Source organism: Amaricoccus tamworthensis (genome assembly GCF_049800875.1).
Classification (GTDB): domain Bacteria; phylum Pseudomonadota; class Alphaproteobacteria; order Rhodobacterales; family Rhodobacteraceae; genus Amaricoccus; species Amaricoccus tamworthensis.
The window spans coordinates 591,277-610,341 of record NZ_JBNAFV010000001.1; the positions used below are offsets into that span (position 1 = coordinate 591,277).

The following is a 19,065-nucleotide window of genomic DNA, read 5'->3' on the forward strand; positions in this document are numbered from 1 at the left end:
CAAATTAAATTCCGCTCACAACGTGATGGAAAAAATCCTAAAAATCGGGTTGAACTGATCAGCCCTAAAAAAACAGGTTCAACCAGCCGCCTGGAAGCCAGAAATGACCGGAAGACCGCACACGGTCCGCGCCGCCACGATGTCCGACCAGGGACCGCTCAGCGTGCTTCTGCGCGCCTCCTACGGCTGGATGCTTCTCGACCGCTACAACGCCGATACCGTCGCCGGCGTCCTGCCCGAACTCGCCAAACCGGATACCGGCCTGATCAACTCGCGTCAGTATTACGTGGCCACGAACGAACAGGGAAACCTGATTGGCGCGGGCGGCTGGTCCTGGGGCAATCCCGTCACCGGCGATCTCGAACACGGCAAGGCCCATATCCGCCAGTTCGCCACCCACCCCACAAATTTTGGCAAGGGCGTCGCCTCGGCCATTCTCGCCCGCGTCCGCCAGGATGCCGCAGCCGTCAAAACCCTCGAATGCCGCTCCACCGTCAGCGCCCAGGGTTTCTTCGCCCGCCACGGCTTCAAACCCTGCGGCGAGGTGCTACAGCGCATCGCCCCGCACATTCTCATGGCCACCATCCGCATGACCCGTGACCGCTCAGGGATCTAACGCAAAGGCCCCAACCACCAGGGCCGGGACCTTGAGTTCCTCTGATCAAATCCGACGGATCAGGAATTTCCCTGGGCCGCGCGAATGTCGTCCATCAGTTCCGACAGAACATCCGGAACATCGGTCAGAATACCGTTCACGCCCGCATCGATCAGCCCGATCAGTTCCGGGCGATCGGCTTCACCCGCCGTGGTCCAGACCGGACGGCCATGGCCCTGCACCTGCTTCACGAGGCAATTCTCGACACCCTCGCAATAGTCCGGGATCTCGCCGCGCTTCTCGCTGTCCTCGCCCCGGATCCACTGCGGCCACAGCCGGATGATCTCCACACCCGCATTGGCGAAATCATCAATCGCCTCCGGGTTCGGAATGAAGCCCAGCGTGCGCAGATTCGGGTTGTAGGACCGGAACTCCGCCAGGTCCTCCAGCGACCGCACTCCCACAATCACATTCAGCGTCGCGTTATGCTTCTCGGTGATGTCCACAATCTTCCGGCGGTCCAGCACGTCCGACTGCTTGATATCGAGCAGCAGCATGATGCCGTGATCCTGGGCAAAGGAAATCGCCTCCTCATAGGTCGGCACCGTCTCACCGGCCCAGGACGCGTCGACCCAGCTGCCGGCATCCAGTTCCTTGATCTCGGCAAGCGTCATCGACGTCACCTCACCGCTGCCATCTGTGGTGCGGTCCACGGTCTCGTCGTGCATGATGACAACATCGCCATCCGCCGTCCCGCGCAGGTCGATCTCAATGACCTTAACGCCACGTGCGGCCACATCCTCAAACGCCGCCAGCGTGTTTTCCGGCAATCCCGGCGCAAGCCCGCGATGGGCCACTTGGGCAATGTCCCAGCCCGGCAGTTCGTTAAGCGGAACAGCGTCCTGGGCAAATGCGGGCGCGGAAAAAGCCACCGACAGAGCGGCAGCCACGAGATGACGTTTCATTGGGGAAAACCTCCAGTTGTCCTGTAAGGCACCCTGTTTGCCGCGTCCCGGTTACACCCGCGTGACACTATGATTACGGTGCCAGGACAAACCGTGCCGACCCGCCACATCGCGGGCCGACACCGGTATCATTTCGCGCTACCGCGCCTCCGCCCGCCTGCTGCGCCAGACGCGCATGATCACCGGGCTGAACCAGATCGCCACCGTCACGATCCCCAGCCCCGCCGCAATCGGCCGCTCAAAGAACGCAATCAGATTGCCGTCACCCTTGATCATTGAGGTCATGAAAGCGTCCTCAAGCAACGGCCCCAGCACCAGCCCCAAAATCGCCGGCGCCACTGGAAAGCCGTTATCCTCCATCAGATACGCAACCAGCCCCAGGACCAGCAGAATACCGATCCCAAAAACCGAGTTGTTGATGGCAAAGGTCCCCACGACACAGAACATCAAAATCACCGGCATCAGCACCAGGCGATGGATCCGCAACAGCTGCCGCGAACCGCGAATGGCCACAAACCCAAGCGGCAGGAGCATCAGGTTTGCGAGGAAGAACGTGATGAAAATCGCGTAGATCAGCTCCGGCTGATTCAGGAATACCGTCGGTCCAGGGTTCATGCCCTTCACATAGAGAACGCCGATCACAATCGCCGTAATCGAGTCCCCCGGAATTCCAAACACCAGCGCCGGAACCCAGGACCCGCCAAGAGCCGCATTGTTCGACGCCCCTGCGGCCACCAGACCCTCGGGATGCCCCGTGCCAAACTTCTCCGGCTCACGGGAGAACTTTTTCGAAACCGCATAGGAAATCCAGGCCGCAATATCCGACCCCGCTCCAGGCAGGGCACCGACAAACGTGCCAATCACCGATCCGCGCAACAGGTTCTTGCGGTATTTCGACAGAACCCCCCCAATCCCGGAAAACACGTTGCCGATCCGCGCCTGCGGCACCTCCGGCGGCGGCGTGGTGGTCGTTACCACCCGCAACACCTCGGCCAGCGCGAACATGCCGATCATCGCCGGAATGAAATGCACCCCGCCCATCAGTTCCACCGAGCCGAAGGTAAACCGCGCCTGCCCCGACATCGGGTCGAGACCAACCGTTGCGATCAGCAGCCCGATCAGCAGCGATATCGCCCCCTTCACCGGATCCGCCCCGGCGATAAACGCGGCACAGGTCAGCCCGAGACAGGCGAGCCAGAAATACTCATAGGACGAGAAATTCTTCGCCACCTGCACCAGAACCGGCGCCGCAAACACCAGAACCAGCGTGCCAAAAAGACCGCCTACGACCGCCGAGGCCAGCCCGGTGCCCAGCGCCAGTTCCGCCTTGCCCTTCCGCGTCAGCGCAAACGCCTCATCCGTATAGGCGGCCGATGCCGGCGTGCCCGGAATGCGCAACAGCGCCCCCGGCAGGTCGCCCGCAAAAATCGCCATGGCCGTCGCCGTCACAATCGCAGCGAGCGCCGGCACCGGTGGCATAAAGAATGTGACCGGCACCAAAAGCGCCGTCGCCATCGTCGCCGACAGCCCTGGGATGGCCCCCATGAAAAGCCCAAACAGCCCCGACAGTACGATCACCGTCAGCACATAGGGATCAAGCACCAGCGGAAGTGCGGTTGCAAAATGTTCCATGACCTACCACGCCACCGGTTGCAAAATCCCCCAGGGCAGAGGCACCCGGAGAAACTCACCAAAAAACAGCTGCATGCCCAGCACGCAAACCACTGACACAATCACCGCCTGCATCCAGTGTGCGGTCCCGCGCAGCCACAGAAGCAGAACCAGCAGGCTCACAAACCCGGTGATCAGAAATCCGAGCGTGTCGGACATCAGGATATAGAAAACCAGCATACCCACGATCAGCACGAAACTGACCACATGCTGACCCGAGCGCAGCCAGTCCCCCGGCGTCACGCGAAACGCGCCATGCGCCCGCATACCGCGCAGCACGAGCAGCAGCCCCATAAGCCCCATGCAGACCGCAATGGTGCGCGGGAAAAACGAGGCGCCGTAGTTCTGGCCCGGCATGACGCGGAAATCCTTCGTCAGCCAGAATACAAGACACGCCAAAAGAATGAAAAAGACGCCGGATACCGCGTCACCAACCTGCACGAAAACCCCTCCGAAAAGCCCCGGAGCACACGGCCCCGGGGCGTTTCACCATCAGCCGTCACTCAGACCGGCGGCGGACATCACCTTGCCGAAATCTTCATCGGATTTGGCCATGAAGGCTTTGGCGTCATCACCCGCACGCCATACCATGCCCAGACCGCGACCTTCCATGAATTCACGGTATTCGTCGGAATTATAGGCACGCTCCAGCGCCGGGATCAGCTTTTCGACAACCTCATCCGGCAGACCGGCGGGACCGGCAACCATGCGCCATGCACCCACTGTCCAGTCGGTTCCGGTTGCCTCACCGAGCGTCGGCACGTCAGGGAAGATCGCCAGGCGTTCATCACCCATCGTGGCCAGCGCCCGAACCTCACCGGCATCAATCAGCGCACGTCCCTCAGGCAGGGACGACGTCACGTAATCCACGCCACCGGCAACCATATCCTGCAGTGCCGGAGCCGACCCTTGCGAGGGAACCCATGGCGACTTGGCCGTGTCCACACCTTCGGCCAGCATCCATCCGGCCTGACCCAGATGCCAGATGCCGCCCTGCCCGGTGCCGGAGCCCTTGAACTCGCCATCCTCACCGTTCTTGATCGCCTCAAGCAGCTCAGCCGCCGTCTGATAGGGCGAATCCGCCCGAACCATCAGCCCGCCGGGATCAATATTGACCTGCGCCAGAACCGTGTAATCCTCATATGTCAGATCGGTCAGGCCAACATGATGCATCATGGCAACCTCAACGGTGGCCATGCCAATGGTGTAGCCATCCGGCGCCGCGGTTGCGATTGCGCTGTGACCGACAACACCGGACCCACCGGTGCGGTTCACCACGTTTACGGGCTGTCCCAGATCAGCCTCCAGCAGCGAACCCAAAATGCGGCCCACCGCATCCGTGCCACCACCCGCACCCCAGGGTACGATAAAGGTGATCGGCCGCTCGGGGTATTCGGCCTGTGCCGGTGCCACCGACGCCATCATCCCGAACGCCGCCAGCGCCACGCCGGCAAACTTCAGCCCAGTTCGTCTGTTCAACTTAAAATTCCTCCCAATTCGTCAGCCCGTCAACGGCCAGTCCGCCTCTGCCGGGCGATTTACGCACCCCCTTTTCCGGGGCCACACCAAAACGATACGGAATTGGAGACTGGTATACAAGTTGATATCGCACCCAAAAATCCACCGCCCCCACACATGGTTAACCATCGCGGGGGAGCCTGGGCGGAACCGGCCCATCCCCCCTTGCATTCCACCGCAAAACCCGTACAAGGCCCCATCCCTCCAAAGGCATTCACGCGCGGCCTCTCGTATGGAACCGGAGGGCTTGCAGGTTCCCTTTTGAAGCCCGCCGGAAAAAGCGAGTAGCATATGGCTCTCTATGAGCATGTCTTCATTGCGCGCCAGGATATTTCCAACGCGCAGGCCGAAGGTCTGATCGAACATTTCGGCCAGGTCCTGACGGACAATGGTGGCTCGGTCGTCGACACCGAGTACTGGGGCCTGAAAACCATGGCCTACAAGATCAACAAAAACCGCAAGGGCCACTACGCCTTCGTCAAATCCGACGCACCGGCCCCGGCCGTGCAGGAAATGGAACGCCTTATGGGCATCCATGACGACGTGATGCGTGTCATGACCATCAAGGTCCGCGAACACGAGGAAGGCCCCTCCGCGGTCATCCAGTCCAAAAACAGCCGTGACGACCGTGGCCCCCGCCGCCCGCGTCGCGACTGATCTGAAAAAAGGAGCATAACCAATGGCAAACAGACCGTTTTTCCGCCGTCGGAAGTCCTGCCCTTTCTCAGGTCAGAACGCACCGAAAATCGACTATAAAGATGTAAAGCTGCTGCAGCGCTACATTTCCGAACGCGGCAAGATCGTGCCCTCGCGCATCACCGCCGTATCCTCCAAGAAGCAGCGTGAACTCGCACGGGCCATCAAGCGCGCGCGTTTCCTCGCCCTTCTGCCCTACGCCGTAAAATAAGGGAGACCGACATGGAAGTAGTACTTCTCGAACGGGTCGCCAAGCTCGGCCAGATGGGTGACGTGGTCAGCGTCAAGGACGGCTACGCCCGTAACTTCCTCCTGCCCCAGGGCAAGGCGCTCCGCTCCAGCGAAGCCAACCTGAAACGCTTCGAGGAACAGCGCGCCCAGCTTGAGGCCCGCAACCTCGAGCAGAAGAAGGAAGCCGAAGGCGTCGCCGCCAAACTCGACGGCGAAAGCTTCATCGTGATTCGCTCCGCCTCCGACGGTGGTGCGCTCTACGGCTCCGTGACCACCCGCGACATCGCGGATTCGGCCACCGAGGCAGGCTTCTCCGTTGACCGGCGCCAGATCGTTCTCGACCACCCGATCAAGGAACTCGGCCTGCACAGGGTTTCCGTTGTTCTGCACCCGGAAGTCGACACGCACATCACCATCAACGTCGCCCGCAGCGCCGAGGAAGCCGAACTTCAGGCCTCCGGTAAATCCATCCAGGATCTGCAGGCCGAGGCTGATGCCGAAGCTGAATTCGACATACAGGAACTCTTCGACGACATCGGCGGCGCGGCCAACGATGACGACGAAAGCGGCGACAGCACGCCCCAGCCCGACGTGGCCGAGGCAGCCGATGAGGACGAGGACTGATCTCAGTCCGAAAACTGCGCGGGCCACAAAACCCGCGCGGTATTGCGATACTCACACCAAACCCTCCCGCGCACGCCGCAGGAGGGTTTTTTCATTTAGCGGTATTTACGGGCCATACAGGTTGGGCCAGTGAAAGGTTGATTAACAATCAGCGAATAGAGTTGCTTTGCCGGATTTGGAAAACGTACCCTTCCGCAAAACTATTGATTGAACCTTTTTAAACGGCTGCTTTCGGAACCATTAATGATCTCACGCTTTAAAGGTGCCTTGCTGACTTGGCTGGTCACCGCCCTGAGCTTATGGCTTCTCCCGTCATTAATGATCGGCGCAATAGTTCGCGACGCTTATCACCCGTCGGCACCTGGTGCCCACCTCAACCAACCAATACTGATACTGGCGTGCATCGGGCTGATTATTAATCTGTTCCTCTCGGTCTTTCACAGCCTTCAATCACGTAGAAGCCAGGTTCGACGAAACGCAATTGAACTCGCGATCATGCCCGTGGCTTTCGTGTCCGCGATTTGGGTGTGGGACCTCAAATACGGACCAAAAGACCTGATAATTCTAAGCTATTTGGACGAAAACTACGCGATTCCAAGAGTATACGTCCCACGAGTATATTCCAGGGCTGACGGAGGCACCCTCATGCTGTCACTGTGTACCAAAAACGGCGAACCGCAATATGACAGTGACTGCAACTTTTTCAGAGAATACGGGATTTCCACATCAAAATTCACCAATAATAGCGATGTCAGAAACACCCTCGATAACGCCAACGCCACCTACAGCGGCGACGTAATCAGCAGCCGCGGCGACGGCGTAACGGAGATGCGGGACGGCAGCTTTAGTTATATGAACGGCTCGAAATATCAGCGCTTTCTACTCAATGAGGACGGCCTGATCCTTCGCTTCGCCGACTGCTACTCAAGAGCAGACCAATGCGAAGTTTTTGTCCGTACCGAACTCGGCATCCTGTCCTTTCCTTCATTTAACCAAATCCAAGACAAACAGGATTTCTGGCGAAATGAAGAGGCAGAGTGGATGGATCGGTTCAACAACTGGCGATGCGCCGATGCTTCATGTTCGGAAACACCGGAAGCTCATTGAACATTATCGGTTTCAAGCCCAACAGCCGACAGTTGGAACACTTTCTCCCTCCTGCGCACACTGCAGGAGGGTTTTTTCATTCCGGTACAAACGCCTCCGCGCCAGTCACGCTACAGAATAAAATCGTCCGCCGTATAGTCCGACGCCAGCGTATTCCCGTCGCGCAGGATCACTGTGAAATCCACACCGGCGTCGTCATCGGTCGTGCCGAGCAGCTTGCTTTTCCCGCCCCTGGCTTCCACAACCCAAAGCAGTCCCGCCTGTGAGGTGTCGGCCCGGTCCGCTTCAACAAAGTCGAAGCTCTGGTCACCATCCACCGCGCTGTTGGCATCAATGCCGTCGAGGTTGATGACGTCACCACCCTCCTCGCCAACACCGTCCACGCCTTTGATGCGGTCGACGGAACCCCGCCCGAAGCTGTCCGTTTCCTCGGCGAAGATGAATTCGTCATCGCCTTCGCCGCCGACCAGCACATCCCGCCCCTCGCCACCCTCGAGGCTGTCGTCACCGGCCCCGCCGAACAGACGGTCATTTCCCCTTTCGCCAAGCAGCAGGTCATCGCCATCCTCGCCCCGCAGCCGGTCACTACCGGCCCCTCCGGCCAGGGCATTGGCCTTGAAGTTCCCGATCAGCACGTCATTTTCCGCGCCACCGATTGCATTGTCCAAAACCCGGCTGACCATCTCGACCATGGGCGAGACTTCCATGCCCGGCGTTTCATCATTCGACACCAAATCCTTCCCGAACCGCAGGTCGATTTTGGAGCCACTCAACGCCCCACCCAGACTGAAGGTCAGCGTCGTCTCATCCCAGTGAACCTGGGAGACACTGCCCATAAAGCCGCCCTCCTCGTGAAAAACCGAAAGTTGAACATCCGAGAGAGACGATCCGCCAAGCATGCAGGTGACGCACATATAAACTGTTCCCGTAACAAGTGATAATTAGCTGGCGGAACCATGATTTATCAGACCTAACAAAAAAATTACGCGCATCAACTTTATGCGAAAACATAAAACCAAAGTAACTTCAAACCGAATCCGCTTTTTATACTACGGGTTAATTTACAACTGTACCTAAACAAGAGGTTATCCCGGCCACCATGGCACCACCCCGCCGGTTGCCCCGCCAAAATTCCCTTGCGCGAATCCCAATCATGTAATTATGTAATTACATGATTACCAATGACGACATGGACGGTGTTTTTCACGCCCTCGCCCACACCACCCGGCGACAGATCATGGACCATGTCCGCGACTGCCCCGGTCTTTCCGTTGGTGCGCTGGCGGCAAAATTCGACGTCAGCCGCATCGCCGTGATGAACCACCTCACGGTCCTCGAAAAAGCCGGTCTCATCATCAGCCGCCGGGAGGGCCGCAGCCGCAAACTCTTCCTCAACGCCGTTCCGATCCAGGAAATTCACAACCGCTGGACCGATGAATACAGCGCCTGCTGGTCGGAGCGGGTCACCCTCATCAAACAAATCGCAGAGGCCGCAACCGGCCGGAACAGGGATACCGACAGTGACTGAACCCACCCATGCCGCGCCCATCATAAACCGCACCTTCATCCAAGCCCCAATCGACACGGTCTGGGCCACGCTTGTCGCCACGGACAAGATCCTGCCCTTCTTCTTTGGCGCCATCTGCGAAACGGAGAACGGCCTGAGGGTAAAAGCAAAAATGCGGATGGTTCATCCCAACCGAAAAATCGCCATGGTCGTGGGCGAGGTCCTTCGGTTTGATCCGCCCACCTGCTACGCCCATACCTTTCGGATGACCAATATCGATGAGCCGCCCTGCCAGGTCACCTACAACCTGCGAGAGAAAGACGGCGGCACCGAATTTGAACTCGTCATCGAAAACGCGGTCGAGGGCAGCGAGCTTCTGAAGCAGATGAAAGGCGGCCAGCGGTACATCGCCTCCAACCTCAAATCCGTCTGCGAAACCGGCCGTCCGGCGATCAGCGGCCGCCTTATGGTCCTGATGGCTCCGGTCATCGCCCTTTTTGCCAAGCGAAAACAGCGCGTCAAAAACTGGCCCCTGACCTGACCAGCCAGCCCGGTCAGTCCCAGGTCTCCGCCAGAAACCCGGACACCGCACCGGAAATGCGCTCATGCGCCGCCCGCCGCGCCTCATCCGACGCTCCGCAGATTACGGCTCCCTCGCCCAGGATCTCCGGAGCGCGCCCGGTACAGACCGGAAACGCGTCAAACAGCGTCAAGCCATCGTTTAGCGTCACCACCCGCATCGGTACATCCGCGCCATCCAGCGCCCCGGCATATTCCGGCGCAATCGCGACTGCCCTGCCGAACCGCCCGTCCTGCGCCTCCGCCAGAGCAAACGCCTCGAGTGACGCCCCCTGCCCGGCAAGCCAGTCACAGTCCGGGCTGCCCATCCCGCCCGGCGCGCAGGCCCCGGCAATCGCCGCCGCATCGACCTCCGCACCCGCAACCGCCAGTGCCGCCGTCCCGCCCAGCGCGAACCCAACAACCGCAATCCTGTCCGTGTCGACCCGTTCTGCCCATCCGGCATGGTTCAGCATCACATCCACCGCGCGACTTATATCACCCGGCCGCGCCGCAATCTCAGCAGCCGCCTCCACGCCGGTCTCGATGCGCGGCGCGGAAACCTCAACCACCACCGCGCCCGTCTCGGCCAGCCCTGCCGCCAGCCAGGCACCGGAATCATCCGCTGACCGCAACCCGCCATGGGACAGGATCACCAGAGGCAACGGCCCCGTGGGCAACTCCGCTCCTACAACTGCGGGCTACCCACAAAAATCGCGTTCCCGCCAACATCCTCCGTCGCCTCTCCCTGCGCCGGATACCATACCGACAGCGAAATGGGCCGCTCCCCGCGCGCCTGATCCTCCAGCCGCACATATCCCGGTGCGGCGAGCACCAGCCCCGGCACCGCCATCGCGACACAGATAACGAACGCGGCAAATTTCATGAACCTGTCCCCCGGTGATCGGAATTCCCTCCCATCCACCTACATGGCAAAACCGGGAAACCCCAGCGAAACCCTCACGCGCAAGGTCAGGCAATCGCGATCAGCTGCCGCCCTTCCCGCGCCCTCTCGGCCCGCGCCCGCTTCTCGATCCGCCACGTAGTCCAGGCCAGCGTGATCCAGGTCCCGTGAAACACCACCCCGCCCAGCACCACCAGAATGCCCGGGATCGGCCCCACCTGGGCCCGCTCCAGGAACTGCTCGACATTGTCCACGCCCGAGGGATGCACCGCCAGCTTACCGAAATAGGCCACCGCCTGGATTGCCAGAATATAGCCATAGTTCCGCCTGAGCCGCCGCCCCACGGCACGGGCGTAGCTGATATGGAATTTCGGCTTGATATAGTCATCGGCCAGAAGCGTGTTCCACTTCCCGTCCATCCGCATGTCCCGCCCGCGCAGAAGCGGCCCGTACATCTCGGTTTCCATCAGACGGCACCGCGCCCGCCAGACATTGAAGTATCGGTAGCGCCGCGCCTCGAACATCAAAAACGCCGTCACCATCAGCCCCACCAGAATCAGCGGCAGGGACGAGGCAAACGGGTCGGAAAACGACAGCGACAGAGCCAGCCCCGTCGTCACCACCGCCCAGTTGGTCGTCTGGTCCAGACGCGTCCGCCAAAGCGTGCTGCGGTACACCTCCCCCCGGTAAAGATGGGCCAGGGCCCCGATCTCAGGCGAGTTGAACGATCGGTTTTCCGTGTCCCCGTCCTCGGTATCATCGGAATCGTTTTTCATGTTTCCTCCGTTCCCGTCCCGGTTATCTTGTGGTATTTTGCCTCAAACGTACAAAATAGGTTGTTTTGTCACCGGTATCCCCACTATCCACAAGCGCGCCGCGCGAAACAATAGGGTAGACTGCCGGTTGGCACAGGAGCAGACACATGGCAGACGGAAACACGGACACGCTGGACGGTGCGGCAAACGTCCTTCCCAGCAATATCGAGGCGGAACAGGCCCTTCTCGGCGCCCTTCTGGTCAACAACGACGCCTTTGACCGCATCGCCTCCATCATCAAGCCCGAACACTTCTTTGATCCCCTGCACACCCGGATTTTCGAAGTCGCCTCCGACCGCATCCGCAAAAACACCCTGGCCACGCCGGTCACGCTCAAGGCGTTTTTTGAGGGCGACGAGGGCCTCCAGGCCGTGGGTGGCACCTCCTATCTGGTGCGTCTTGCCGGGGCCGCGATCTCGCTCTTCGCCGTCAAGGATTACGCCCAGCTCATCTACGACCTGGCGATCCGCCGCAACCTGATCCTGATCGGTCAGGACATCTCCGAGCGCGCCTCCCGCATCGAGGTCGAGAGCGACGCCGCCGACCTGATCGTCAAGGCCGAGCAGGAACTCTACCAGCTTGGCGAAAAAGGCAAAACCGACCAGGGCTTCCAGTCCTTCCAGAAAGCAGTGTTCGACGCCGTCAACGTCACGAATGCCGCCTATCAGCGCGACGGCGGGCTCTCCGGCCTGCCCACCGGTCTCGACGATCTCGACGAGAAACTCGGCGGTTTCCACCCCTCCGACCTTCTGATCCTCGCCGCGCGGCCTTCCATGGGTAAAACCTCGCTCGCGACCAACGTGGCCTTCAACGTGGCCCGCAACTACAAACGCGGCATTCGCCCGGACGGTACCGAAGGCGCTGTCGAAGGCGGCGTCGTCGGTTTCTTCTCACTCGAGATGTCCGCCGAACAGCTCGCCGCCCGTGTTCTCTCCGAAGCCGCCCGCATCCCCTCCCAGAACATCCGCGAGGGTAACCTCACGCAGGACGAGATGCGCCGCTTCCTTGAGGCCGCCAAGGAACTGGAAAAAGCCCCGCTCTACATCGACGACACGCCCGCCCTGCCGATTTCAACCGTCGCCGCCCGTGCCCGCCGCCTCAAGCGCCAGCACGGGCTTGACCTGATGATCATCGACTACCTCCAGCTCGCCCGCGGCACCAACTCCAAATCCGACAACCGCGTGCAGGAGGTCTCCGAAATCACGCAGGGTTTAAAGGCAATCGCCAAGGAGTTGCACATCCCCGTCATCGCCCTCTCCCAGCTCTCCCGCCAGGTCGAAAGCCGCGAGGACAAACGCCCGCAGCTCTCCGACCTGCGCGAATCCGGCTCCATCGAGCAGGACGCGGACGTGGTGATGTTCATCTTCCGCGAGGAATACTACAAGGAACGCGAGAAACCCGGCGACCACGACATCGCCGCCATGGCCGTCTGGCAGGAGGAAATGGAAAAACTCCATGGCCGCGCCGAGGTCATCATCGGCAAACAGCGCCACGGCCCCATCGGCACCGTCGACCTCGCCTTCGAGGGCCAGTTCACGCGCTTCTCCAACCTGATCAAAAACTACCAGAACAGCGGCAGCGGCGATTTCGGGTAAGAGCCCCTAAGGGCACGGAATCGAAGGGCGCCAAGCCCGCCGTGCCAGCGAAGGTCCGGCCCCAAGGGCCGTCGCTCCTCCCGCGTCATCGCGCACCGACGCCCGACGATGCACACTTCGCCATGAAACCGCGCCGCACACCCCTCAGCAGCGCCGCCCCCAGGACCGCCGCCGGCACGTCTCACCGCGCACTTCCCGCCGTCCCCCCGATCGGAACAACTGAAACGGCAACGCACAAACCTCACCCCTCCCCCTTATCCCCCCGCAACACGTCCCGCGCCTTCACCAAAATCCGCTCGATCTCCAGCCGCCCCGACCCGTCCAGGTCGGCCACGTCAATCGACACCGTCATGCCCTGACCGACAGCCGGCTTGTCCTCCGGCACCACAGGCACCTCCCGGTCATCAGTCAGCCAGCGGTACGGCACCACCTCCCGCGCAATGCCCTTAAACCGTACCGGCTCCATCGCCTGGGCGGGCACCTCGTCGCGCACATGCACCCAGGTCTCATAGCTCATGACGATCCCGCCCGGCTCGGCAATGGATTCCAGCCGCGCCGCCAGGTTCGCCTCCGCCCCGATGATGGTATAATCCATCCGACTCTCGGAGCCGAAATTGCCCACGTTACAAATGCCCGTATTAATCCCGATCCGCACCTGGAACGGATGCTCATAACCCCGATCCCGCCAGATCACGTTCAGCTCCCGCAGCCGCTTCTGCATCGCAATCGCCATCCGCACGCAGGCCCGCGCATCCTCCCGCACGCCCTGGCTGGTTGGATCGCCGAAAAACGCAACAATGGCGTCGCCAATAAACTTGTCGATCGTCGCCCCATGCGCCTCGGCAATTGCGGACATCTCCGAGAAATACTCGTTGAGGATGGCCGTCAGATCCTCGGGCTGCAACTGCTCCGTCGTCGCCGTGAAATTCCGGATATCCGAGAAAAACACCGTCAGCTTCTTGCGTTCGGTGGAAATCCCCCGCCCTGCGCCGGAACGGAAAATCGCGTCGAACACCTGGGTCGGAATGTATTTCGACACCACCCGCGACACTTCGCTCAGAAACGAGTTCTGCTCAATCAGCCTCCGGCTCAACGCCTGAAACTCCCGCGCACGCTTGAAGAGGTTGGTGGACACCGCAACCGCCACCAGCGCCGAAAACGCCATATAGGTCAGGATCCACTGAAACGACCAGATGTTCAGCGTCAGCGGCTGGCTCACCGTAAAGGTCTGAATGCCCCGCACATCGCCGATCTTCCAGTCTGTCTTCGGACTGTCGGGGTGCGCATTGTGACAGGTCACGCAGCCGCCACCCATCAGAACCGGCGTCGCCACCGTCACCTGCCGGTCGCGCAGCCCGCCCGACACATCTGTCAACATGGCAAGCCCCACCGGGTCCGCCTCAAACCGGCGCAACGCCGACCTCTCGAATTCCGTCAGGTTATGGCTCGCCCGGTTCGCAAAGGGATATTCCGACACAAACCGGTAGGCCACGCTGTCCTGCTCCGAGCGCAGCGCCGCGGCCAGTTCGATCGACAGCGTCGCCGGGATCGGAATACCGCCCGGCCGGTCCTCATAGAGGTTCGTGGGATGAGCCGCCCCGCCCGCATCCATGATCCGGCTGACAACGTTGGTGGAATAATACTGCCGAAACGCGTTCACAACCCGGTTCAGCGTCTCGGCCTGATTGCGCAAATTCCGGTCCGACAGGTTACGCAGATCGAGCCAGACGCAAATCGGCAGCAGCAGCACAACAAGCGTAATCGCCCCGGACTGCAGCGCCGCGCCGCTCCACCATCTGCCCGTACCAACCGCCATTCCCGCCCCCCGCATCGCCGCTGTCGCAGGCATCCGGGTGGTCAACCGGCATATTCACCCGTAGCCTCTGCCAGGGATTTTGCCGCATTGTCAGCGAATTACAAACAAATTCTCACCGGCCAACCGGACACGGCCGCACGCCCGGTCGAGGCCGGCGACCCTAGAGCAGCACCGCTCCAGCGAGCCCGAGGAAGGCAAAGAACCCGAACACATCCGTAATTGTGGTCACAAACGTGCCCGATGCCAGCGCCGGATCAAGCTTCAGCCGGTCCAGCGCAATCGGCACCATCACCCCTGCGAAGGCCGCGACCACCATGTTTCCAATCATCGCCGTGGCAATCACAGCCCCCAGCGCCCAGTTGGAATAAAACACGGCACTCAGCACCCCGATCAGAACTGCAAAGCCAACCCCGTTTATCAACCCCACCAGCCCCTCACGGCCGATAAACCTGCGAATGTTCCGGGGCGTCAGACTGTGCGTCGCCAAAGCCCGCACCGCCACCGTCAGGGTCTGTGTGCCCGCATTGCCCCCCATCGAGGCCACAATCGGCATCAGAACGGCCAGGGCCACCAGGGATTCAATCGTATCGGTAAACTGCGCAATCACCACTGAGGCCAAAATCGCCGTGATCAGGTTGACCGTCAGCCAGATAAACCGCGCCTTGGCAATTTCCAAAACCCCGTCATTCAGTTCCTCATCACCCACACCGGCGAGCAGCTTCATGTCCTCCTCTGCCTCGTCCTCCAGAACGTCCATCGCGTCATCAATGGTGATCAGCCCGACAAGCCGCCCATCATCATCCACCACCGGGGCGGAAATGATGTGATACTTGTTGAAGATATAGGCCACGTCCTCCTGCGGCTGGCTCACATTGAGCGTGCGCAGGTCCTCCTCCATAATATCCTTCAGCCGAGTCGGCCGCGCCGACCCCATCAAACGCCCCAGAGACACCATGCCAACCGGGTGCATCTGCGGATCGGCAATGACCAGCCCATAAAAGCTCTCCGGCAGGTGATCCTCCGCCCGCATGTAGTCGATGGCATCCCCGACGCTCCAGTGCTCAGGCGCCACCACGACCTCGCGCTGCATCAGACGACCGGCTGAAAATTCCTCATAGGTCAGCGACTGGCGCACCGCGACCCGGTCGGCATCGTCGAGCATACGCAGGATGCGTTCCTGCTGCGGCCCCTCCAGGTCCTCGGTCAGATAGACGACGTCATCGGTTTCCAGGTCCTGAACCGCCGCCGCCAGGGCCTCGTCGCCCATCTCCGCGATGATCTCGTCACGGACACCCTCCTCCAGTTCGGAGAGCGCCGCACCGTCCACATCAATGCCCCAGACCCGGATCAGCTCCCGCCGCTGGTTCCGGTCCAGTTCCTCGATCAGGTCGGCAATGTCCGCCTCGTGCAGCGGCTCGAGCAGTTCCTGAAGCCGGTCGCTGTCCGCCGACTCAACCGCCGCGACAACCGCCTCAAACGTCTCATGATCGAGGTGATTCTGACCCCGCACCTGATCCGAAGGTTTCGTTTCCTCTTCGATCATCTCTGCCCTCCGGAACCTGATAAGCTGACTGGTCGCGACCATACAGATGCACGCGCGGCATGGAAGCCGGAGAAGCACCCGTCAAACGCATTTTTGTCTTGTGATGCGCGCACGACCAATTCATGACACGGGACAGCGCTTCATGTTCAGAAACCTGCGGGATCCGGCCATTTACCATGCAATCTGTGCCATTTGACTCTCAATCTGTGCCACCTGGAGTCCTGATTGCGCCATTTCATCCGCAATTTGTGCCAGTCCGGACACCCTCCGGACCACCACGGGGAGCTTTTTTGCCATGGCCAGAGCAAAACTGACCGTCGATCTGACCGCAATCCGCCGCAACTGGCGCGCCCTCGACGCCCTGTCCGGCTGCGACACCGAAACCGCAGCGGTACTAAAGGCGAATTCCTACGGTCTCGGCATCACCCGCACGGCCCCCGCACTGGCCGCCGAAGGGGCCAAAACCTTCTTCGTGGCACTGGCTGACGAGGGCGCGGAACTCCGCGAAATCCTTGGAATAAAACCAAAAATCTACATCCTGTCCGGGCTTCTGCCGGGCGATGAGAAGCTCTGCCGCGACTACGACCTTACCCCCTGTCTCAACAGCGTCGACCAAATCCGCCGCATGGCCGCCGCCATCCCCGGCCATACCAGCGCGCTTCAGATCGATTCCGGCATGAACCGCCTCGGCCTTGAACCCGCCGACCTTACGGAAGCCACTGATCACATTGCGAAAATCCGTGCCGACCTGCTGCTGTCCCACCTCGCCTGCGCCGATGAACCTTCTCACCCGCAGAACCGCAGCCAGCTACAGGTATTCAAAACCGTCGCCCGCGACTTCCCCGACCTCCGCCGCAGCCTCGCCGCCACCGGCGGCATCCTTTTGGGCAGCGATTTCCACCACAACCTGACCCGCCCCGGTATCGGCCTTTTCGGCGGCGCGCCCTTCTCCGACGGCCTTCCCGTGGTCTCACTGTCGCTCCCGGTCATCCAGGTCAGGGAGGTGGAGGAAGGGGAATCCGTCGGCTACGGCGCAACCTGGACCGCGCCGGAGACGCGGCAAGTTGCAACCATATCAGCAGGTTACGCGGACGGACTTCTGCGGACAGCGGGTAACGGCCAGGTCAGCCTCTATGCCGGCGACACGCCCTGTCCCATGGTTGGCCGCATCTCCATGGACCTGATCACGGTCGATGTCACCGGGTTGGAAACCGTGCCCTCGCACCTTGAAATCCTCAACGAACACCAGACCGTGGACGATCTCGCCAATGCGGCGGGCACAATCGGATATGAATTCCTGACATCTCTTGGCGACCGCTACGAACGCAACTACAAGGAGAGCCAGCAGTAAGCGGGCAGACCATGTATATCCTTGCACTTATTCAGTCTTTTCTGGCCTCCATCGGCCGATCTGTCCTCGGCCTCTGCCGCAGCACCGGCAGCCTGGTCATGTTTGCCCTGACCACGGTATCGCACCTGTTCCGACCGCCATACTATCCCGGCGAACTGGTGCAACAGCTTATTCGCATTGGATATTTTTCGCTCCCCGTCGTTGGCCTGACCACACTCTTCACCGGTGCGGCCCTCGCGCTTCAGATCCATGCGGGCGGGTCGCGGTTCAACGCCGAATCGGTGGTCCCGTCGATTGTGGCCATTGGCATTGTCCGTGAACTCGGCCCTGTTTTGGGCGGACTGATGGTGGCCGGTCGCGTATCCTCTTCCATCGCCGCTGAAATCGGCACGATGAAGGTCACGGAGCAGCTCGACGCGCTGACAACACTCTCCACCAACCCCATGAAATACCTTGTACTTCCCAGGGTTGCCGCCGCCACAATCTCCCTGCCCCTCCTGGTGGCCGTGGGTGACGTGATCGGCATTTTCGGTGGCAGTCTGGTGGGCATTGGCCGCCTCGATTTCAATGCGGCGACCTATGTGCAGAACACCGTCAACTTCCTCGAGACTTCCGACGTGACCTCCGGCCTCGTTAAGGCCGCCGCCTTCGGTTTCATCCTCTCGCTGATGGGCTGCTACCACGGCTACCATTCCGGCCGCGGCGCGCAGGGCGTGGGCCGCGCCACCACAAACGCGGTGGTGTCCGCCTCGATACTCGTACTCGCAGCGAACTACCTTCTGACGGAGGTGTTCTTCCGGTGAGTGATGTTCCAAAAATCGAGTTGCGCGACGTCCATAAAGCCTTTGGCGAAAACCGGGTTCTGGCCGGGGTAAACCTCAAGGTCATGAAGGGTGAAAGCCTTGTAATCATTGGCGGTTCCGGCACCGGAAAATCCGTGACGCTCAAATGCATCCTTGGCATCGAACACCACGACAGCGGCGAGATCACCATCGACGGCACCCCGGTTGACGAAATGGATCGCCGCGCCTTCCTCCGACATTTCGGGATGCTCTTCCAGGGCGCCGCCCTCTTCGACAGCATGACCGTCTGGCAGAATGTCTCCTTCCGCCACACCCACACCCATGTTCGCAAACCGCTGAAAAAGAAACAGGCCCGCGAACTTGCCATCGAAAAACTGCGCCGAGTGGGCCTCGCCCCGGAGGTCGCGGACCTCTATCCCGCTGAAATATCGGGCGGAATGCAGAAACGTGTGGGTCTGGCCCGTGCCATCGCGACCGATCCGGAGGTCATATTCTTCGATGAGCCCACCGCCGGTCTGGACCCCATCATGGCCGGGGTCATCAACGAGTTGATCCGCGAACTGGTTGAGGAGCTCGGCTCGACCGCAATCACCATCACCCACGACATGACCACCGTGCGCACCGTGTCCGACCACGTCGCAATGCTTCATGGCGGCCTTGTGCGCTGGTCGGGGCATATCCGGGAAATGGACACGGCTTCAGACCCTTACCTCGACCAATTCATCCACGGCCGTGCCGAAGGGCCGATCGCGGCGGTGCGTTGATC

General features: G+C 60.9%; 21 protein-coding genes. 11 read left to right on the top strand and 10 right to left on the bottom strand.

Annotated features, from left to right (window positions below; translation table 11 throughout):
- Positions 1-103 precede the first annotated feature (103 nt).
- Positions 104-616 carry a GNAT family N-acetyltransferase gene (locus tag ACP15P_RS02810; RefSeq protein ID WP_424926970.1) on the top strand — a complete coding sequence of 171 codons (513 nt, stop codon included), beginning with the start codon at positions 104-106 and terminating at the stop codon, positions 614-616.
- A gap of 59 nt (positions 617-675) precedes the next feature.
- On the opposite strand, the gene ACP15P_RS02815 is transcribed toward ACP15P_RS02810, so the two are convergent.
- The 4 genes from ACP15P_RS02815 to ACP15P_RS02830 form a co-directional block, all read right to left on the bottom strand.
- Positions 676-1,560, bottom strand: coding sequence for a glycerophosphodiester phosphodiesterase (locus ACP15P_RS02815; protein WP_424926971.1), 885 nt, complete (start codon positions 1,558-1,560; stop codon positions 676-678).
- A gap of 138 nt (positions 1,561-1,698) precedes the next feature.
- A complete protein-coding gene (locus ACP15P_RS02820) occupies positions 1,699-3,192 on the bottom strand; it encodes a tripartite tricarboxylate transporter permease (protein ID WP_424926972.1) in 1,494 nt (497 codons plus the stop codon).
- Positions 3,193-3,195: 3 nt separating this feature from the next.
- Positions 3,196-3,672, bottom strand: coding sequence for a tripartite tricarboxylate transporter TctB family protein (locus tag ACP15P_RS02825; protein ID WP_424926973.1), 477 nt, complete (start codon positions 3,670-3,672; stop codon positions 3,196-3,198).
- Between the two features lie 51 nt (positions 3,673-3,723).
- Complete coding sequence (locus ACP15P_RS02830; RefSeq protein WP_424926974.1) at positions 3,724-4,710, bottom strand: Bug family tripartite tricarboxylate transporter substrate binding protein; 987 nt, start codon at positions 4,708-4,710, stop codon at positions 3,724-3,726.
- Between the two features lie 330 nt (positions 4,711-5,040).
- On the opposite strand from ACP15P_RS02830, the gene rpsF reads away from it, so the two are divergent.
- The 4 genes from rpsF (at position 5,041) to ACP15P_RS02850 (ending at position 7,407) form a co-directional block, all read left to right on the top strand.
- Entirely contained in the window at positions 5,041-5,406 is a 366-nt protein-coding gene (rpsF, locus tag ACP15P_RS02835) for a 30S ribosomal protein S6 (protein WP_424926975.1), read from the top strand.
- A 22-nt stretch (positions 5,407-5,428) separates the two neighbouring features.
- Positions 5,429-5,656: a 30S ribosomal protein S18 gene (rpsR, locus tag ACP15P_RS02840; protein WP_424926976.1), complete on the top strand. Its 228-nt coding sequence runs from the start codon at positions 5,429-5,431 to the stop codon at positions 5,654-5,656.
- An 11-nt stretch (positions 5,657-5,667) separates the two neighbouring features.
- Positions 5,668-6,300 (top strand): 50S ribosomal protein L9, encoded by a 633-nt coding sequence (gene rplI / locus ACP15P_RS02845; RefSeq protein ID WP_424926977.1) that lies wholly within the window; start codon positions 5,668-5,670, stop codon positions 6,298-6,300.
- A gap of 243 nt (positions 6,301-6,543) precedes the next feature.
- The gene (locus ACP15P_RS02850) at positions 6,544-7,407 is read left to right on the top strand and encodes a hypothetical protein (RefSeq protein WP_424926978.1); all 864 of its coding nucleotides are present in this window, start codon (positions 6,544-6,546) and stop codon (positions 7,405-7,407) included.
- Between the two features lie 110 nt (positions 7,408-7,517).
- On the opposite strand, the gene ACP15P_RS02855 is transcribed toward ACP15P_RS02850, so the two are convergent.
- A complete protein-coding gene (locus tag ACP15P_RS02855) occupies positions 7,518-8,321 on the bottom strand; it encodes a calcium-binding protein (RefSeq protein WP_424926979.1) in 804 nt (267 codons plus the stop codon).
- 257 nt (positions 8,322-8,578) lie between these two features.
- On the opposite strand from ACP15P_RS02855, the gene ACP15P_RS02860 reads away from it, so the two are divergent.
- Entirely contained in the window at positions 8,579-8,935 is a 357-nt protein-coding gene (locus ACP15P_RS02860; RefSeq protein ID WP_424926980.1) for an ArsR/SmtB family transcription factor, read from the top strand.
- Positions 8,928-9,455: an SRPBCC domain-containing protein gene (locus ACP15P_RS02865; protein ID WP_424926981.1), complete on the top strand. Its 528-nt coding sequence runs from the start codon at positions 8,928-8,930 to the stop codon at positions 9,453-9,455. Before ACP15P_RS02860 ends, ACP15P_RS02865 begins: the two co-directional genes overlap by 8 nt.
- 13 nt (positions 9,456-9,468) lie before the next feature.
- On the opposite strand, the gene ACP15P_RS02870 is transcribed toward ACP15P_RS02865, so the two are convergent.
- From ACP15P_RS02870 to ACP15P_RS02880, 3 genes are all read right to left on the bottom strand, one after another.
- Positions 9,469-10,152, bottom strand: coding sequence for an alpha/beta hydrolase family protein (locus ACP15P_RS02870; RefSeq protein WP_424926982.1), 684 nt, complete (start codon positions 10,150-10,152; stop codon positions 9,469-9,471).
- An 8-nt stretch (positions 10,153-10,160) separates the two neighbouring features.
- Positions 10,161-10,358: a hypothetical protein gene (locus tag ACP15P_RS02875; protein WP_424926983.1), complete on the bottom strand. Its 198-nt coding sequence runs from the start codon at positions 10,356-10,358 to the stop codon at positions 10,161-10,163.
- Between the two features lie 86 nt (positions 10,359-10,444).
- On the bottom strand, positions 10,445-11,152 hold the full coding sequence (locus ACP15P_RS02880; protein WP_424926984.1) for a DUF2270 domain-containing protein: 708 nt from the start codon (positions 11,150-11,152) through the stop codon (positions 10,445-10,447).
- A gap of 146 nt (positions 11,153-11,298) precedes the next feature.
- Here ACP15P_RS02880 and ACP15P_RS02885 point away from each other — a divergent pair, with 146 nt between their 5' ends.
- Positions 11,299-12,786: a replicative DNA helicase gene (locus tag ACP15P_RS02885; RefSeq protein WP_424926985.1), complete on the top strand. Its 1,488-nt coding sequence runs from the start codon at positions 11,299-11,301 to the stop codon at positions 12,784-12,786.
- Positions 12,787-13,027: 241 nt separating this feature from the next.
- Here the strand turns inward: ACP15P_RS02885 and ACP15P_RS02890 are convergent, their stop codons facing one another.
- Together ACP15P_RS02890 and mgtE are read right to left on the bottom strand one after the other, a co-directional pair.
- Positions 13,028-14,602: an adenylate/guanylate cyclase domain-containing protein gene (locus ACP15P_RS02890; RefSeq protein WP_424926986.1), complete on the bottom strand. Its 1,575-nt coding sequence runs from the start codon at positions 14,600-14,602 to the stop codon at positions 13,028-13,030.
- Positions 14,603-14,762: 160 nt separating this feature from the next.
- Complete coding sequence (mgtE, locus tag ACP15P_RS02895; RefSeq protein ID WP_424926987.1) at positions 14,763-16,145, bottom strand: magnesium transporter; 1,383 nt, start codon at positions 16,143-16,145, stop codon at positions 14,763-14,765.
- 295 nt (positions 16,146-16,440) lie between these two features.
- Between mgtE and alr the strand changes: the two genes are divergently transcribed.
- Genes alr through ACP15P_RS02910 form a run of 3 tightly spaced genes read left to right on the top strand, consistent with a single transcriptional unit; the run spans position 16,441 to position 19,063 of the window.
- On the top strand, positions 16,441-17,496 hold the full coding sequence (alr, locus tag ACP15P_RS02900; protein WP_424926988.1) for an alanine racemase: 1,056 nt from the start codon (positions 16,441-16,443) through the stop codon (positions 17,494-17,496).
- Positions 17,497-17,507: 11 nt separating this feature from the next.
- Complete coding sequence (locus ACP15P_RS02905; protein WP_424926989.1) at positions 17,508-18,299, top strand: MlaE family ABC transporter permease; 792 nt, start codon at positions 17,508-17,510, stop codon at positions 18,297-18,299.
- The gene (locus ACP15P_RS02910; protein WP_424926990.1) at positions 18,296-19,063 is read left to right on the top strand and encodes an ABC transporter ATP-binding protein; all 768 of its coding nucleotides are present in this window, start codon (positions 18,296-18,298) and stop codon (positions 19,061-19,063) included. The genes ACP15P_RS02905 and ACP15P_RS02910 overlap by 4 nt, the downstream gene beginning before the upstream one ends.
- Positions 19,064-19,065: the final 2 nt, after the last annotated feature.

Excerpts from the sequence above, each read along its gene's own strand:
- ACP15P_RS02810 (WP_424926970.1), top strand. The coding sequence starts at position 104 with ATGACCGGAAGACCGCACACGGTCCGCGCCGCCACGATGTCCGACCAG.
- ACP15P_RS02815 (WP_424926971.1), bottom strand. The coding sequence starts at position 1,560 with ATGAAACGTCATCTCGTGGCTGCCGCTCTGTCGGTGGCTTTTTCCGCG.
- ACP15P_RS02820 (WP_424926972.1), bottom strand. The coding sequence starts at position 3,192 with ATGGAACATTTTGCAACCGCACTTCCGCTGGTGCTTGATCCCTATGTG.
- rpsF (WP_424926975.1), top strand. The coding sequence starts at position 5,041 with ATGGCTCTCTATGAGCATGTCTTCATTGCGCGCCAGGATATTTCCAAC.
- rpsR (WP_424926976.1), top strand. The coding sequence starts at position 5,429 with ATGGCAAACAGACCGTTTTTCCGCCGTCGGAAGTCCTGCCCTTTCTCA.
- rplI (WP_424926977.1), top strand. The coding sequence starts at position 5,668 with ATGGAAGTAGTACTTCTCGAACGGGTCGCCAAGCTCGGCCAGATGGGT.
- ACP15P_RS02850 (WP_424926978.1), top strand. The coding sequence starts at position 6,544 with ATGATCTCACGCTTTAAAGGTGCCTTGCTGACTTGGCTGGTCACCGCC.
- ACP15P_RS02855 (WP_424926979.1), bottom strand. The coding sequence starts at position 8,321 with ATGTGCGTCACCTGCATGCTTGGCGGATCGTCTCTCTCGGATGTTCAA.
- ACP15P_RS02860 (WP_424926980.1), top strand. The coding sequence starts at position 8,579 with ATGATTACCAATGACGACATGGACGGTGTTTTTCACGCCCTCGCCCAC.
- ACP15P_RS02875 (WP_424926983.1), bottom strand. The coding sequence starts at position 10,358 with ATGAAATTTGCCGCGTTCGTTATCTGTGTCGCGATGGCGGTGCCGGGG.
- ACP15P_RS02880 (WP_424926984.1), bottom strand. The coding sequence starts at position 11,152 with ATGAAAAACGATTCCGATGATACCGAGGACGGGGACACGGAAAACCGA.
- ACP15P_RS02885 (WP_424926985.1), top strand. The coding sequence starts at position 11,299 with ATGGCAGACGGAAACACGGACACGCTGGACGGTGCGGCAAACGTCCTT.
- ACP15P_RS02890 (WP_424926986.1), bottom strand. The coding sequence starts at position 14,602 with ATGGCGGTTGGTACGGGCAGATGGTGGAGCGGCGCGGCGCTGCAGTCC.
- mgtE (WP_424926987.1), bottom strand. The coding sequence starts at position 16,145 with ATGATCGAAGAGGAAACGAAACCTTCGGATCAGGTGCGGGGTCAGAAT.
- alr (WP_424926988.1), top strand. The coding sequence starts at position 16,441 with ATGGCCAGAGCAAAACTGACCGTCGATCTGACCGCAATCCGCCGCAAC.
- ACP15P_RS02905 (WP_424926989.1), top strand. The coding sequence starts at position 17,508 with ATGTATATCCTTGCACTTATTCAGTCTTTTCTGGCCTCCATCGGCCGA.